The sequence below is a fragment of the Bacillus sp. Y3 genome, from assembly GCF_008123875.1.
GTDB lineage: Bacteria > Bacillota > Bacilli > Bacillales > Bacillaceae > Bacillus > Bacillus altitudinis.
This window is the reverse complement of sequence record NZ_VSSC01000003.1, coordinates 656852-672604: the sequence shown is the minus strand read 5'-3', so window position 1 is coordinate 672604 and position 15753 is coordinate 656852. Positions and strand designations below refer to the sequence as shown.

At 42.2% G+C, this 15753-nt stretch carries 14 protein-coding genes and 1 riboswitch; of the genes, 13 read left to right on the top strand and 1 reads right to left on the bottom strand.

Going from position 1 to position 15753, the window contains the following annotated elements; translation table 11 throughout:
- The first annotated feature begins 3 nt into the window (after window positions 1-3).
- From FXF70_RS08560 to FXF70_RS08505, 12 genes are all read left to right on the top strand, one after another.
- On the top strand, window positions 4-2361 hold the full coding sequence (locus FXF70_RS08560; protein WP_148780162.1) for an endonuclease MutS2: 2358 nt from the start codon (window positions 4-6) through the stop codon (window positions 2359-2361).
- A 14-nt stretch (window positions 2362-2375) separates the two neighbouring features.
- Window positions 2376-2780 (top strand): DUF350 domain-containing protein, encoded by a 405-nt coding sequence (locus FXF70_RS08555; protein WP_007501637.1) that lies wholly within the window; start codon window positions 2376-2378, stop codon window positions 2778-2780.
- A gap of 162 nt (window positions 2781-2942) precedes the next feature.
- The gene (locus FXF70_RS08550) at window positions 2943-3398 is read left to right on the top strand and encodes an Imm63 family immunity protein (protein WP_019744088.1); all 456 of its coding nucleotides are present in this window, start codon (window positions 2943-2945) and stop codon (window positions 3396-3398) included.
- A 100-nt stretch (window positions 3399-3498) separates the two neighbouring features.
- On the top strand, window positions 3499-5208 hold the full coding sequence (locus FXF70_RS08545) for an AMP-binding protein (protein WP_148780108.1): 1710 nt from the start codon (window positions 3499-3501) through the stop codon (window positions 5206-5208).
- Window positions 5209-5382: 174 nt separating this feature from the next.
- Window positions 5383-5967: a fatty acid metabolism transcriptional regulator FadR gene (locus tag FXF70_RS08540; RefSeq protein WP_017358246.1), complete on the top strand. Its 585-nt coding sequence runs from the start codon at window positions 5383-5385 to the stop codon at window positions 5965-5967.
- A 25-nt stretch (window positions 5968-5992) separates the two neighbouring features.
- Window positions 5993-6772, top strand: a complete 780-nt coding sequence (locus FXF70_RS08535) for an enoyl-CoA hydratase (RefSeq protein ID WP_017358245.1) — start codon at window positions 5993-5995, stop codon at window positions 6770-6772.
- A 31-nt stretch (window positions 6773-6803) separates the two neighbouring features.
- Entirely contained in the window at window positions 6804-7577 is a 774-nt protein-coding gene (locus tag FXF70_RS08530; RefSeq protein WP_017367815.1) for an electron transfer flavoprotein subunit beta/FixA family protein, read from the top strand.
- 44 nt (window positions 7578-7621) lie between these two features.
- Window positions 7622-8599, top strand: coding sequence for an electron transfer flavoprotein subunit alpha/FixB family protein (locus FXF70_RS08525; protein ID WP_007501631.1), 978 nt, complete (start codon window positions 7622-7624; stop codon window positions 8597-8599).
- A 75-nt stretch (window positions 8600-8674) separates the two neighbouring features.
- Window positions 8675-10153 carry an alpha-N-arabinofuranosidase gene (locus FXF70_RS08520; RefSeq protein ID WP_148780107.1) on the top strand — a complete coding sequence of 493 codons (1479 nt, stop codon included), beginning with the start codon at window positions 8675-8677 and terminating at the stop codon, window positions 10151-10153.
- Window positions 10154-10399: 246 nt separating this feature from the next.
- Entirely contained in the window at window positions 10400-10714 is a 315-nt protein-coding gene (gene trxA / locus FXF70_RS08515) for a thioredoxin (protein WP_007501629.1), read from the top strand.
- A 140-nt stretch (window positions 10715-10854) separates the two neighbouring features.
- Window positions 10855-12627 (top strand): excinuclease ABC subunit UvrC, encoded by a 1773-nt coding sequence (gene uvrC, locus FXF70_RS08510; RefSeq protein ID WP_146270701.1) that lies wholly within the window; start codon window positions 10855-10857, stop codon window positions 12625-12627.
- A gap of 61 nt (window positions 12628-12688) precedes the next feature.
- Window positions 12689-12866, top strand: a riboswitch (Lysine riboswitch).
- Between the two features lie 131 nt (window positions 12867-12997).
- The gene (locus FXF70_RS08505; RefSeq protein ID WP_007501626.1) at window positions 12998-14233 is read left to right on the top strand and encodes an aspartate kinase; all 1236 of its coding nucleotides are present in this window, start codon (window positions 12998-13000) and stop codon (window positions 14231-14233) included.
- Window positions 14234-14401: 168 nt separating this feature from the next.
- Here the strand turns inward: FXF70_RS08505 and FXF70_RS08500 are convergent, their stop codons facing one another.
- On the bottom strand, window positions 14402-14845 hold the full coding sequence (locus FXF70_RS08500; protein WP_008345974.1) for a YslB family protein: 444 nt from the start codon (window positions 14843-14845) through the stop codon (window positions 14402-14404).
- A gap of 283 nt (window positions 14846-15128) precedes the next feature.
- On the opposite strand from FXF70_RS08500, the gene FXF70_RS08495 reads away from it, so the two are divergent.
- A complete protein-coding gene (locus FXF70_RS08495) occupies window positions 15129-15737 on the top strand; it encodes a succinate dehydrogenase cytochrome b558 subunit (protein ID WP_007501622.1) in 609 nt (202 codons plus the stop codon).
- Window positions 15738-15753: the final 16 nt, after the last annotated feature.

Genomic DNA, 15753 nt, shown 5'->3' with positions numbered 1-15753 from the left:
ATGCTGCAACAAAAAGTGTTAGCATCATTAGAATTTCATAAAGTAAAAGAAAAAGTCATGTCCTATACTGCTTCGACTTTAGGGAAAGAAAAAGCGCAGGACTTAATACCACTCACAGATATCGAGAGCATTCAGCATCTGCTAGAAGAGGTAGCAGAAGCGCAAGATGTGATTCGTTTAAAAGGATCTGCGCCGTTTGGCGGGTTAATGGATATTAGACGAGGCGTCAAACGAGCAGAAATAGGCAGTATATTAAGCCCTGCTGAGCTGATGGAAATTGCGGCGCTGTTATATACCACAAAAAACATGAAGCACTTTCTCACCTCTATGTATGAGGACGGAGTAGAGATACCCCGTCTTCATACATATGCAGAATCGCTGATTTTACTGCCAGACGTGAGAAAAGAAATCGAAAGCTGTATTGGTGATAATGGAGAAGTGCTTGATCACGCAACGCCTGCACTCCGCACCATACGAACGCAGTTACGATCACTAGAATCAAAAGTACGAGATAAATTAGAATCAATGATTCGTTCACAATCTGCCTCGAAAATGCTGTCAGACACCATTGTGACCATTCGTAATGATCGGTTTGTCATTCCCGTAAAACAAGAGTACCGCTCGAATTATGGGGGGATTGTTCACGATCAATCTTCTTCAGGCGCAACTCTTTTTATTGAGCCGCAGGTGGTCGTGGATTTAAATAACACCTTGCAGCAAACTCGCCTAAAAGAAAAGCAAGAGATTGAAAAGATTTTGCAAATGCTAACAGCGAGTGTGTCAGAGCATATTGATGAATTGCTTCATAATGTGAATGAACTTCAGACATTAGATTTTATTTTCGCCAAAGCCAAATATGCAAAAGCAGAAAAAGCCACAAAACCTACTGTGAATAACCAGGGGGAGATTTATTTAAAACGGGCAAGACATCCCCTATTGCCTCGAGATCAGGTTGTGGCAAATGATATTGAGCTGGGCAAAGATTTTTCTACGATCGTCATCACGGGTCCAAATACAGGCGGTAAGACCGTCACTTTAAAAACACTTGGACTTCTTACGCTGATGACGCAGGCAGGTCTTCATATTCCAGTCGAAGAAGGATCAGAAGTGGCTGTATTCGATCAAGTCTTTGCTGATATTGGAGACGAGCAGTCTATTGAACAGAGCTTGAGTACATTCTCATCTCATATGGTCAATATTGTGGATATCTTAAAGCATTTGACGTCTAATTCACTTGTGTTATTTGATGAATTAGGTGCAGGGACAGATCCTGCTGAAGGTGCAGCACTTGCAATGAGCATCTTAGATGAAGTTCATCAAACAAATGCGCGCGTCATCGCAACGACTCACTATCCTGAGCTGAAGGCATACGGGTATAACCGAGAAGGCGTCACAAATGCGAGTGTAGAGTTTGATATTGAAACCTTATCACCTACATATCGCTTGCTCATCGGGGTGCCGGGGCGAAGTAATGCATTTGAAATTTCCAAGCGTCTAGGATTGCCTCATCATTTAATTGACCGTGCAAAAGCAGATATGCATGCGGAACATAATGAAGTCGATCAGATGATTGCTTCATTAGAAGACAGCAAAAAACAAGCAGAAGAAGAACTGCATGAGACGGAATTCTATAGAAAAGAAGCAGAGAAGCTCCATAAAGAATTGCAAAAACAAATCCTTGAATGGAATGAACAAAAGGACAAACTGCTTGAAGAAGCCGAACAAAAAGCGGCAGAAAAAATTGAACAAGCAACAAAAGAAGCAGAAGAGATTATTCAAGAGCTTCGGTCCATTAAAAGTGAGCATCGTTCGTTCAAAGAACATGAACTCATTGATGCGAGAAAGCGTCTTGAAGAAGCTGTCCCTGAGTTTGACCGTAAGAAAAAATCAGAGCCAGTGAAAAAAGCAGCAAGACAGCTAAATCCAGGCGATGAAGTCAAAGTGCTGACGTTTGGCCAAAAAGGAACGCTCATCGAACAAACGGGTAACAAAGAATGGAGTGTCCAAATGGGCATTCTGAAAATGAAAGTAAAAGAAAAAGATATGGAATTTATCAAATCAGCACCGGAATTTAAGCAAGAGAAAGCCATCACGGCGGTCAAAGGAAAAGACTATCATGTATCACTTGAGCTTGATTTAAGAGGAGAGCGGTATGAGAATGCCTTAAGCAGAGTCGAGAAATACTTAGATGATGCCGTCTTAGCTGGCTATCCGCGTGTGTCGATCATTCACGGTAAAGGCACTGGCGCCTTGAGAAAAGGGGTCCAGGAATTATTAAAACAGCACCGTAGTGTAAAAAATGCTCGTTTTGGAGAACAAGGCGAGGGAGGATCAGGCGTCACCATCGTCGAATTAAAGTAAAAAGGAGAAAACGCATGAAAGCCTTTTGGGAAAATGAACTTGTGGAAATTGCCGCCTATTACAGCGTGGCCGTCCTATGTCTTGTCTTATTTCTGACCATATTTGAACTCGTGACCTCCTATAAAAACTGGGAAGAGATTCAGCGGGGGAACTTAGCTGTTGCTATGGCAACCGGCGGGAAGATTTTTGGGATTGCCAATGTCTTTCAGCATTCCATCGCCCAGCACAACTCGCTTCTTCAAATGGTCGGATGGGGCGTATACGGCTTTGTGATGCTGCTCGTCAGCTATTTCATTTTTGAATTTTTAACACCACGATTTAAAGTAGACAAAGAGATTGAGAATGATAATAGAGCGGTCGGGTTTATTTCACTCATTATTTCTGTTGGGCTGTCTTATGTAGTAGCAGCCGGCATTTAAGGAGACGACATGGAAAAACTAGCCAAAGTATTAATTGTAGTTGCCTGCACTTTTGCGGTTATTGGTGCCGTTTACATGTTCCTGTAAAATGAAGAATACATTCTAGAAAGCTGTCAGGGAAAACCTTGACAGCTTTTCACTCATCAAAGGCGGCGAATCAGAATGAATCAAATCTTGCAAAAAGACGAACTCATAAAGCGCATTGACACTTGTCTCAAAAAGACATCTCTTCCCCAAGACATATATGAACCGTATATTGCACGTCCTTTTCAAACGACTGGTTTTTTTGATGATTTGAGCCCCTATATTGAAATTGATCCAGCCGGCTATATTCTTATTCAATATGAACGAGGGATTAAAGTGCTTCATAAAAGAACAAAAGAGGCGGATGAAGTCGTTTATTGGATTTTAGAAGACACCATCTTTCTAACTGTGTATCTAGACATGATGAGACAATATCAAGTGGACAACATCCACACACATTTACCTAATGACCCTAGTATCCATAAACAGATCGTGGAGAGAGTCCATGAGTCATTTCGTGCGATCGGTGGATTATACGAAAAGTGGCATCATGAAGGGAAAAGAGCCTCTATAGAAACACCGTCGAAAAAATGAAGATGTGTCATGGAACGAGCTCGATTTGAAAAAAGCAAACAGCCATAAGGAAAAGTTTGCTATAATAAAATAGTACGAAAGTTCAGGAAGGAGGGTTTTTATGCAGTCAGATAAACGTTGGCTTCTGCATTACCCGAATCAAATTCCCCACGAACTCACCATCCCAAATGAAACGTTGCAATCTTACTTATTCAGCTCCGCAGAGGCAGCACCTGAGCATACAGCCATTCATTTTTTAGGAAAAAACATCACCTACCAGCAGTTACAAGAAGATGCACTGAAATTAGCCAGTCACTTGATTGACATCGGTGTCAAAAAAGGCGACAGAGTAGCGATTATGCTGCCAAACTGCCCGCAATCGGTGATTTCTTATTATGCGGTTTTAATAGCAGGCGGCATTGTCGTTCAAACCAATCCGCTTTATACGGAGAAAGAACTGGAATATCAAATGGAGGACAGCGGCTCTAAGGTGCTGATCACTCTCGATCTACTGTATCCAAAGGCCTATAAAATGAAAGCGCTGACAAGTATGGAGCATTTGATCATCACAAAATTACAAGATTACTTGCCATTTCCGAAAAACATATTGTTTCCGATTGTCCAGCGAAGGAAAAACAACATGGTCATCCAAGTGGAGAAGAGTGATTCCATTCATCATTTCTCACAGATCATGAAAGAGTCGTCAGGAGAACAGATTCCGCAAATATCCTTTCAACCGAAAAAGGATGTCGCAGTTTTGCAATATACAGGCGGAACGACCGGTTTACCAAAAGGGGTCATGCTCACACACGAAAATATAGTAGCCAATACAGAAATGTGTACATCCTGGATGTATAAAACGAACCGCGGAAAAGAGCGGATTCTTGGAATCATTCCGTTCTTTCATGTATACGGCATGACGACCGTGCTAAACCTTGCAGTCAAAGAAGGTCATCAAATGATTCTTCTTCCGCGTTTTGATGCAGCGGATGCCTTGAAGACCATTGAAAAACAGAAACCGACGCTGTTCCCAGGAGCACCAACGATGTATATTGCCCTGCTTCATCATCCGAATATTGAGAAGTATGACCTATCATCCATCACCGCATGCTTAAGCGGATCGGCCGCTCTTCCTGTTGAAGTCAAACAGAGTTTTGAAAAACTAACAGGAGGAAGGCTGGTGGAGGGGTATGGACTTTCAGAAACTTCTCCTGTCACTCATGCCAATTTCTTATGGGGAGCGAACAAAATAGGAAGTATCGGGTGCCCTTGGCCGAATACGGATGCCGGTATTTATTGTGAAGAAACGGGTGGACTCAAAGCGCCATATGAGCATGGAGAGATTATCGTCAAAGGTCCTCAAATCATGAAAGGGTACTGGAATCAGCCGGATGAGACAGCGGCAGTGTTAAGAGACGGCTGGTTTTTCACAGGAGACATTGGGTATATGGATGAGGATGGTTTTTTCTATATCGTAGACCGGAAAAAAGATGTCATCATCGCGAGCGGCTATAATATTTACCCAAGAGAGGTTGAAGAAGCCCTTTATGAGCATGAGCTTGTACAAGAAGTGGTTGTGGCGGGTATTCCAGATCCGTATAGAGGGGAAACAGTAAAAGCCTTTGTTGTCCCGAAAAAGGATGCCTATGTAACAGAGGATGAACTGGATCGTTTTGTTAGAACAAGAATTGCCTCATTTAAAGTGCCGCGTGTCTACGAATTTAAGGAATCACTGCCTAAAACGGCTGTAGGGAAAATCTTGCGCAGAGTGTTAATTGAAGAAGAAAAAAGAAAGCAATCGTCTTCAACAGAAGAACCAGTCGATCAATGAGAGAATGAACCAGCATCATCCGGTCAAGCGGCCGGATGATTTGAATTGTACGTGTCTGCTCTGGTATGCTAAAGGTTGAAAAGAAAAAAGAACATCACTTGACAAATCACTCGTTTCTTTTTAACATAAAGTTATGAATGAATGCTCATTCAATTTAGAAAGGGACGAAGCACATTGAAGCAGAAAAGACCGAAGTACATGCAAATTATTGATGCAGCCGTTGTGGTGATTGCAGAGAACGGCTACCATCAATCACAAGTTTCAAAGATTGCCAAACAAGCAGGAGTAGCAGACGGAACCATTTATCTCTATTTCAAAAACAAAGAGGATATTCTGATCTCGTTGTTTAAAGAAAAAATGGGACAATTCATCGAACGGATGGAAACAGATATTCAAAAGAAACCGTCTGCCAAAGAAAAGCTTCTTCTCCTCATTCGAGAACACTTTCGCCTGCTATCGCAAGACCATCATTTGGCCCTTGTGACACAGCTTGAACTCAGGCAGTCAAACCTTGAACTGCGCCAAAAAATCAATGAGGTGCTGAAAGGGTATTTAAATATGCTCGACTCCATTTTAACCGAGGGAAAGAAGACAGGAGAATTTAGACAAAATCTAGATGTCCGCTTAGCGAGACAAATGGTATTTGGGACGATTGATGAAACCGCTACAACATGGGTCATGAATGATCAAAAGTATGACCTGCCTGCACTCGCAGAAAGTGTACATGATCTTCTCTTAAACGGAATACATCAATCTTAAAGACAATTGAAAAAGGATGATTGACATGGAAAAAATACTTAGCTTACACCAAGACGAACAGACAGCACTCATCACGATTCAACACCCGCCTGCAAATGCCTTATCCTCTCAGCTTCTCACTGAACTCAATGACATGTTTGATCAGCTTGAACAAAACAGTGAAGTGAGAGCGATTGTCATTCATGGAGAAGGTAGATTTTTCTCAGCAGGTGCTGATATTAAAGAATTTACGACCTTGCAGGAAGAGTCTGATTATGCCAGCCTTGCAGACAGAGGACAGCAAGTGTTTGAACGAATTGAACAATGTCCAAAACCGGTGATTGCTTCCATTCACGGGGCAGCATTAGGCGGCGGGCTTGAGCTGGCGATGTCGTGTGATATTCGAATTGCAACAAAAGATGCAAAGCTGGGACTGCCGGAATTAAATCTCGGTATTATCCCAGGATTCGGCGGAACGCAGCGCCTGCCTCGCTATGTTGGATCAGCTAAAGCACTTGAAATGATGGGAACAGCTGAGCCAATTACAGGAGAAGAAGCATTTGCCTGCGGACTTGTTTCAAAACTTGCGGAAACAGAGGAAGAAGCGCTGGAAACAGCGAAAACATTGGCGGCGAAATTTGCAGCGAAAAGCCCTAAAACGCTTGAGTATGTGCTTGAGTTATTGAATGCGACAAAAGTGTACTCATATGATGGCGGAATGAAGCTGGAAGCCAAAAAGTTTGCTGAAGTGTTCCAGTCGAATGATGCCAAAGAAGGCATCCAGGCTTTTATTGAAAAACGTAAACCGAATTTTAAAGGGGAATAAGGGATTAGTACGACACAAGGGGGAGAAATGAATGAATATTTTTGTTTTAATGAAGCGTACGTTTGACACGGAAGAGAAAATCTCTATTCAGTCTGGTGCTATTCAAGAAGATGGGGCAGAGTTCATTATTAATCCTTATGATGAGTACGCAATTGAAGAAGCGATTCAGCTTCGGGATGAGCACGGGGGAGAAGTAACGGTCGTGACAGTGGGCAATGAAGATGCGGAGAAGCAGCTTAGAACAGCACTTGCAATGGGCTGCGATCAAGCCGTTTTATTAAATGTTGAAGATGATTTGGAGGAGTGGGATCAATTTTCCGCTTCTACAATTCTATATCACTATCTCAAGGATAAAGAAGCTTCCTTGATCTTAGCAGGGAATGTAGCGATTGACGGCGGGTCTGGACAGGTGGCTCCGCGTCTTGCTGAATTACTCGGCTTTCCATATGTCACAACCATTACAAGTATTCAAATCGACGGCGGCTCAGCTTCAATTGAGCGAGATGCAGAGGGTGATGTGGAAGTGATTTCTGCCGAGCTCCCGCTAGTGGTCACCGCGCAGCAAGGTCTCAATGAGCCTCGTTATCCATCGTTACCAGGCATCATGAAGGCAAAGAAAAAGCCTTTAGAAGAATTAGAATTAGACGATCTAGATCTAGATGAAGACGATGTGCCATTTAAAATCAAAACAATCGAACGTTTCTTACCGGAGAAAAAAGAGGGTGGCAAGGTGCTGAGCGGCGAGCTTCAGGATCAGGTCAAGGAACTGACAGACCTGCTAAGAAATGAAGCAAAAGTCATCTAAACATCCACTTTACGATATCACGAGAACAAGGGGGAGCTTAAAGGATGAGTAAAAAAGTTGTTGTACTTGGAGAAAGTCGTGACGGTAAATTAAGAAATGTGACGTTTGAAGCGATTGCTGCCGCTCACGAGGTGGCTGATGGCGGTGAAGTGATTGGCGTTTTAATAGGGGATCACGTCAAAGATCAAGCGGATGAACTGCTTTATTATGGAGCGGATCATGTGATGATCGTCGAGCACCCGCATCTTTCTTATTATACGTCTGATGGTTTTGCGCAGGCGCTTCAAGCAATATTAGATCAAGTCAATCCTGATGCAGTGCTCTTCGGTCATACATCGATCGGAAAAGACTTGTCACCCAAAATAGCTGCGCGCCTGCAAACTGGCTTAATTTCAGATGCAATAGATGTAAGCGTTACCGGTGAACATCTTGTTTTCACTAGACCGATTTATTCAGGAAAAGCTTTTGAAAAAGTCATTTCAACAGATCGTCTGCTTTTGGCTACTATCCGCCCAAACAACGTGGCACCGCTGGAGCGTGATGCGTCACGCAGCGGAGAAGTGACGCCAGTTTCTGTCGATATTCAAAACCTAAGAACAATTGTGAAGGAAGTCATTAAAAAAACATCAGAAGGTGTAGATTTATCTGAAGCGAAGGTCATTGTCGCCGGAGGACGAGGAGTTAAAAGCAAAGAAGGCTTTGAACCGCTGAAAGAACTTGCCCAAACGCTTGGTGCAGCAGTCGGTGCCTCGCGTGGTGCATGTGACGCTGACTACTGCGATTATGCCCTGCAAATTGGTCAAACCGGTAAAGTGGTCACACCTGACCTTTACATTGCTTGCGGGATTTCAGGAGCTATTCAGCATTTAGCCGGTATGTCCAACAGTAAAGTCATTGTTGCGATCAACAAAGACCCAGAAGCTGAAATCTTCAAAATCGCTGATTACGGAATAGTTGGTGACTTATTCGAAGTCGTTCCGCTTTTAAATGAAGAGTTAAAAAACATGAATATCCACTCTTAACGCTCATACACTCAGAATGCCTAGGTATTCTGGGTTTTTTTGTATGTCATCACGAAACAAAGGAGCGGTTTATAAGTGAATGGGACAGTAAAAGTCAATGAAGTGATTGGACGCATTTCTAAACACATCTATGGGCACTTTCAAGAGCATTTAGGAAGAGGAATTTATGACGGAATTTGGGTAGGGAAAGATTCAGAGATTGATCATGTTGAAGGGATTCGTACTGATGTGCTAAAGGCCCTTCAAGCATTACATATCCCGGTGCTGAGGTGGCCGGGTGGCTGTTTTGCAGACGAGTATCATTGGGCAAACGGCGTCGGTGACCTTAGTGAACGAAAGCCGATGGTGAATACTCATTGGGGTGGCACCGTTGAATCAAATGCGTTTGGTACACATGAATTTATGAGACTGTGTGAATTACTTGAATGTGAGCCTTATATTTGTGGAAACGTTGGAAGCGGCTCTGTTCAAGAATTAGCAGAATGGATTGAATATATCACATTTCCTAAGGGGACACCTATGTCGGATTGGCGCATTCAAAATGGAAAACAAGAACCGTGGGAGCTGACGTATGTTGGTGTAGGCAATGAAAGCTGGGGATGCGGTGGAAATATGACGCCAGAGTATTATGCAGACTTATATAAACGCTACCAAACGTATGTGAGAGAATTTGCTGGTCAGCGCATTTACAAAATTGCATGCGGTGCGAATTCAAATGATGTGAATTGGACAAAAGTATTAATGGAGCGTGCAGCGCCTTGGATGGATGGGCTCAGTTTGCATTACTATACGGTCCCAGGAACATGGGAGAAAAAAGGGTCAGCGACCGATTTTGATGAGGATGAGTGGTTTACAACGCTGAAAAAGGTGTATGAAATGGAGCGGCTTGTCGTGGAACACGGAAAAATCATGGATCGTTATGATCCAGACAAGCGAATCGGGATGATTATTGATGAATGGGGGACATGGTATGATCCAGAACCGGGGACAAATCCAGGGTTTTTGTATCAGCAAAACACATTAAGAGATGCCCTAGTCTGTGCCTTGCATTTTCATATTTTTCATCGCCATTGCCAGCGGATTCATATGGCGAATATTGCCCAGACCGTCAATGTGCTGCAAGCGATGGTGTTAACGCAGGACGAAAAGATGCTCCTGACGCCAACCTATCACGTATTTCACATGTTTCAAGTACATCAAGAAGAAGAAGCGCTTGAAGTAGAATTGAATGCCCCTTCGTATGAACGCCGGGGTGAAAAAATCCCTCAAGTCAGTGTGTCAGCCTCGCGGTCATCTGACAAGATGCATATTAGTTTCTGTCATGTGAATCCCCATGAAAAAGCAGACGTATCTCTTGCGATAGAGGGAATCGATGCAAAAACGAAGGTCACTGGCCTTGTGCTGACAGCTGATCGGATGAATGCGCACAATACGTTCGATGATCCTCAATCCGTTCAGCCTGCGGACTTTCGGCAATTTGCTGTTAAGCACGGCGAGCTGACTATTGATCTGCCGCCTATGTCGGTTGTCATGTTGACCGTCGATCTGGCTTGATCGCATATTTCAATGTTTGATGAGAAGAATGTTGGGGCATCATACATTGTAAATGAAGCGGAAAGGGAGTTATGTCATATGCTTAGAACCATTCTGATGATCATTGGTGCGATTGTTGTTATTGGTGCGATTATACGGTTTGTTTTTTAATTCATTTCATAAAAAATGATTCGTAAGCATTTCATTCGCAAGTCACTTTGGTAGATGCTATACTAAAAAGCATAATTTACATTGGAGGAATGAATAATGGCAATCGTAAAAGCTACTGACGCAACATTTTCACAAGAAACTGCAGAAGGTGTTGTTCTTGCAGATTTTTGGGCACCTTGGTGCGGACCTTGTAAAATGATTGCTCCAGTTCTTGAAGAACTTGATCAAGAAATGGGCGACAAAATGAAAATTGTAAAAATTGATGTAGACGATAACCAAGAAACTGCTGGTAAATACGGCGTTATGAGTATCCCAACACTTCTTGTTTTAAAAGACGGTGAAGTCGTCGAAACGTCTGTTGGTTTCAAACCAAAAGAAGCACTAGCTGAGCTTGTAAACAAACATCTATAAACCGATCTATGCCCGCGTGGCATGATCTCAAAAAGCGGTTCTCGTATAGTCGAGAGCCGCTTTTCTTTCATCATGGTATAAAACAAGTGTTCGTGATACACTAGAAGGAGTGAAAGAGGAAAACAAGGACGGATGAAAATATGAACAAATTAATTAAAGAAAAGCTGTCAGTCCTGCCGGATCAACCAGGCTGTTACTTAATGAAAGATAGACAAAATACGATCATTTATGTAGGTAAGGCAAAAGTTTTAAAAAACAGGGTACGCTCTTATTTCACTGGATCACATGACGCCAAAACGCAACGGCTTGTCAGTGAAATTGAAGACTTTGAATACATTGTCACCTCTTCTAATATCGAAGCGCTCATTTTAGAGCTGAATTTAATCAAAAAATATGACCCAAAATACAATGTCATGCTCAAGGATGACAAAACGTACCCTTTTATTAAAATTACGAATGAACGTCACCCTAAGCTGATTGTCACCCGCAATGTGAAAAAGGATAAAGGGAAATACTTCGGTCCATATCCGAACGTACAAGCAGCAAGAGAAACGAAAAAGCTGCTCGATCGTTTATATCCACTTAGAAAATGTGCAACACTCCCTGACCGAGTCTGTCTTTATTATCATCTTGGACAATGTCTTGCTCCGTGTGTGTATGACATTTCTGAAGAAACGAATAAACAGCTCGTGGACGAAATCACAAGATTTCTAAACGGAGGTCATCAGCAAATCAAGAAAGAATTAACAGAGAAAATGCAAGAAGCGGCCGAACAATTAGAATTTGAGCGGGCAAAAGAACTGAGAGATCAAATCGCATACATTGACTCAACGATGGAAAAGCAAAAGATGACGATGAGTGACTTATCTGATCGCGATGTGTTTGCCTATGCTTATGATAAGGGCTGGATGTGTGTCCAAGTCTTCTTCATCAGACAGGGGAAATTAATTGAACGTGATGTCAGCCTATTTCCGATGTATCAAGACCCTGAGGAAGAATTTCTCACGTTTATGGGGCAGTTTTATGAAAAGAACAACCACTTTCTGCCGAAGGAAATTTTGGTGCCAGACAGCGTCGATCAAGAGTTGATTGAGCAATTGCTTGAAACGAATGTTCATCAGCCGAAAAAAGGAAAGAAGAAGGATTTGCTTTTACTTGCCCACCAAAACGCCAAAATTGCTCTCAAAGAAAAGTTCTCGCTTATAGAGCGTGATGAAGAACGGACAATTGGTGCAGTGAAGCAGCTTGGAGATGCACTCAATATTTATATGCCATACCGGATTGAGGCTTTTGATAACTCCAATATCCAAGGAGCAGACCCCGTTTCCGCTATGGTTGTCTTCCAAGACGGGAAGCCGTATAAAAAGGAATACCGAAAATACAAAATTAAAACCGTTGAAGGGCCTGATGATTATGCTTCCATGCGTGAAGTCATTAGAAGGCGGTATACCCGTGTGTTAAAAGATGAACTGCCGCTTCCTGACTTGATTTTAATCGATGGAGGAAAAGGACAAATCAACGCAGCCATAGATGTGCTCGAAAATGAATTAAATCTGTCTGTTCCTGTGGCAGGTCTTGTGAAAGATGAAAAACACAGGACATCGAATCTGATGATGGGTGATACGCTTGAAATTGTTGCGCTCGAACGTAATAGTCAGGCCTTTTATTTATTGCAGCGTATTCAAGATGAAGTGCACCGATTTGCGATTAGTTTTCACCGGCAGCTGCGCGGGAAGAATGCATTCCAGTCTATTTTAGACGATGTCCCAGGTATCGGGGAAAAGCGCAAAAAGCAGTTGCTTAAACATTTTGGCTCTGTGAAAAAGATGAAAGAAGCCTCTATCCAGGATTTTCAGGACGCTGGTATTCCGAAACAGACGGCTGAACTTTTAATGGATGCATTAAAAAAATAGATTGTACTTTTTCCGAAAGTCTGTTAAGATGTGACTAATTTAATAAATGAACGTGTTGTTTGTTGAAGATAGAGGTGCGAACTTCAAGAGTAAGCCTTCAGAGATCGAGGGGATCTAGGAAGAGGGCTGAAAGGGGAGCGTCGCCGAAGTGAATAAAATCCACTCATTTTATTCGCTGGCTGTACATTGAAGAAATGTAGGGCTGTCAAGAATGTATTTCTTGGAGGGCTATCTCATTGTTTGCATCGTTTGATGATGATTTTAAAGCAATGGGAGATTTGTTCTCTCATTGCTTTTTTATTTGCAGTGACGAGAGCAGTCTCCGCAGCCTCTTCTCTCACACGTGATCTTTTGAAAAAGGGTGGTAGACATGGGACTAATTGTACAAAAATTTGGTGGAACATCTGTTGGATCGACAGAAAAAATTCGCAATGCCGCAGAGAGAGTCATCGCTGAACGCGAGGCAGGAAATGATGTGGTCGTGGTTGTGTCTGCGATGGGAAAATCAACGGATGTTCTAGTAGACCTAGCGAAAGAACTCACAGATGATCCAAGCAAAAGAGAAATGGATATGCTACTGACAACTGGTGAGCAGGTGACCATTTCATTATTAGCGATGGCACTGCAAGCAAAAGGTTATGATGCCATTTCCTTTACAGGCTGGCAAGCTGGGATGAAAACAGAGAAGGTGCACGGAAATGCAAGAATCGTGGACATCGATGAAGCAAGAATCAAAGAAGAACTGAGTGCGGGAAAAGTCGTCGTCGTAGCAGGTTTCCAAGGAATTGCGGATGATCTACATATTACAACACTTGGGCGTGGTGGATCAGATACGACAGCAGTGGCATTAGCTGCGGCACTCAAAGCGGACAAATGTGATATTTATACGGACGTACCAGGTGTGTTTACAACAGATCCCCGTTATGTGCCGTCTGCGCGAAAACTTGCAGGAATTTCATACGATGAAATGCTTGAGTTAGCCAATTTAGGAGCAGGTGTGCTGCATCCGAGAGCGGTCGAATTTGCGAAAAATTATCAAATCCCACTAGAAGTCCGTTCTAGTATTGAAAATGAATCGGGTACGTTAATTGAGGAGGAATCATCCATGGAACAAAATTTAGTTGTAAGAGGCATTGCATTTGAAGATCAGATGACACGCGTGACGGTATGCGGCCTTTCAAGCGGTTTAACAACGCTATCGACGATTTTTACGACACTTGCAAAGCAAAATATCAATGTCGATATCATCATTCAGTCTGTCACAAGCACCAATCAGACCTCCATCTCTTTCTCTGTGAAAACGGATGATTTGTCTAAAACAGTTGAAGTATTAGAAGAATACAAAGGTGCGCTTGGTTATGAGCAGATTGAGACAGAAAGCAAATTAGCCAAAGTATCTATCGTTGGCTCTGGTATGGTCTCAAACCCAGGCGTTGCGGCTGAAATGTTCGCTGTGTTAGCTCAAAAAGACATTCAAGTGAAAATGGTCAGTACGTCTGAGATCAAAGTCTCAACAGTCGTTGATCGTGAAGATATGGTGAAAGCTGTAGAAGCCCTTCATGATGCGTTTGAATTATCAAAGGTGAGCGCCGCTGCTCATTCTTAAATCTTTAAAAGAGGTGTATCCCATAAAAAGATACACCTCTTTTTTATATTGGAAATCATCAGCATATGAAGAAAGAAAAACATGCGTAAACCGGTACGCCAACTGTGCTATGATAGAAGGGTATATAAAAAAGGCGTGACACGAAGTCATCGCCTTTCATAAACAGTGTTAGCTAGGGTCTCTTAAATCCCATTTAACGGTTAAAATGACTTTATCAGCACGCTTTTTTACTTGTTCATAGGATTCAGCCACGTGCTCATTGAGAAGCTGAATCTGTTCAGCGATAAAACCTGCTTCCATTTGAAAGCATGGCTCCTTTTGATAGCTGAGTCGATTCGATACAAGTGGACCTTCGAGCTCAAACTCAATTTCCTGTTTTTTAGAATGGACCATCGTGAGAGTTCCCCATCCGGCATCATGGAAAAATTCGGGGATCTTCTCCCATGACTCTTGAGGAAATTTACGAGCAAGCAGTTTACCCGCAAAATACATCATAGATGAATGATCCTGACCAAGAATGTCAGGCAGCAGAACTTCGCGTATCAGCTCGTAGGCAAATCCATTGACTTCAATTTCTTTTAGCTGTTCTAAGTTAGATTCGAATTTATTCATTGTATGGCTCCCCTCTTTCAACAATTTATTATAGCTTATGTGGGCATATGATGACAGAGTTTTCCCTGAAGTCTAAGAAATTCTTATTGTAGTAAAACGAATTTTGATTTAAAACTTTTAAATTTCGGAAAATTTTAATTTATGTACGCGGTTTCTTGACGCTTTTTTGACATAGGAGTAAAATGAAATTGTCAATAAATTTGAATAAAGTGCTTACAATTGAAAGAAGCGGGGGTAAGACAATTTTCAAGCAATTGCACTTTTTTTACTAGGGGGTAAAGTAATGTCGGGGAACAAAGAATTTTTTTATCGGAGATTGCATTCTTTGCTTGGCGTCATTCCGGTCGGTCTATTTTTAGTACAGCACTTAGTGATTAACCACTTTGCGACGAATGGACCAGAGGCGTTTAACAAAGCTGCACACTTTATGGAACAGCTTCCATTCAGATATGCACTTGAGCTGTTCGTGATTTTCTTACCACTGATCTATCATGCTGTTTATGGGGTGTACATAGCCTTTACGGCACAAAACAACACGTCTCGCTTCAGTTACTTAAGAAACTGGTTGTTCAGACTGCAACGGATTACAGGTATCATCACATTGATTTTTGTCACTTGGCACGTATGGGAAACACGCATTCAAGCGCAGCTTGGAGCTGAAGTAAACTATGACATGATGGCGAATATTTTAAGCTCTCCATTTATGCTAGGTTTCTATATTGTCGGCGTTTTATCTACTATTTTCCACTTTGCTAATGGCTTGTGGTCATTTGCTGTCAGCTGGGGAATTACAGTTTCACCACGCTCACAAAGAATCTCCACATATGTGACATTAGGTATATTTATAGCGCTTTCATATGTAGGGCTAAGAGCAATTTTCGCTTTTGTTTAAGAGGAAATAGATTAGT

Bases quoted from the DNA above. Each gene is read 5' to 3' on its own strand.
- FXF70_RS08530 (WP_017367815.1), top strand. From the start codon at position 6,804: ATGAATATTTTTGTTTTAATGAAGCGTACGTTTGACACGGAAGAGAAA.
- trxA (WP_007501629.1), top strand. From the start codon at position 10,400: ATGGCAATCGTAAAAGCTACTGACGCAACATTTTCACAAGAAACTGCA.
- FXF70_RS08505 (WP_007501626.1), top strand. From the start codon at position 12,998: ATGGGACTAATTGTACAAAAATTTGGTGGAACATCTGTTGGATCGACA.
- uvrC (WP_146270701.1), top strand. From the start codon at position 10,855: ATGAACAAATTAATTAAAGAAAAGCTGTCAGTCCTGCCGGATCAACCA.
- FXF70_RS08535 (WP_017358245.1), top strand. From the start codon at position 5,993: ATGGAAAAAATACTTAGCTTACACCAAGACGAACAGACAGCACTCATC.
- FXF70_RS08495 (WP_007501622.1), top strand. From the start codon at position 15,129: ATGTCGGGGAACAAAGAATTTTTTTATCGGAGATTGCATTCTTTGCTT.
- FXF70_RS08525 (WP_007501631.1), top strand. From the start codon at position 7,622: ATGAGTAAAAAAGTTGTTGTACTTGGAGAAAGTCGTGACGGTAAATTA.
- FXF70_RS08550 (WP_019744088.1), top strand. From the start codon at position 2,943: ATGAATCAAATCTTGCAAAAAGACGAACTCATAAAGCGCATTGACACT.
- FXF70_RS08500 (WP_008345974.1), bottom strand. From the start codon at position 14,845: ATGAATAAATTCGAATCTAACTTAGAACAGCTAAAAGAAATTGAAGTC.
- FXF70_RS08555 (WP_007501637.1), top strand. From the start codon at position 2,376: ATGAAAGCCTTTTGGGAAAATGAACTTGTGGAAATTGCCGCCTATTAC.
- FXF70_RS08545 (WP_148780108.1), top strand. From the start codon at position 3,499: ATGCAGTCAGATAAACGTTGGCTTCTGCATTACCCGAATCAAATTCCC.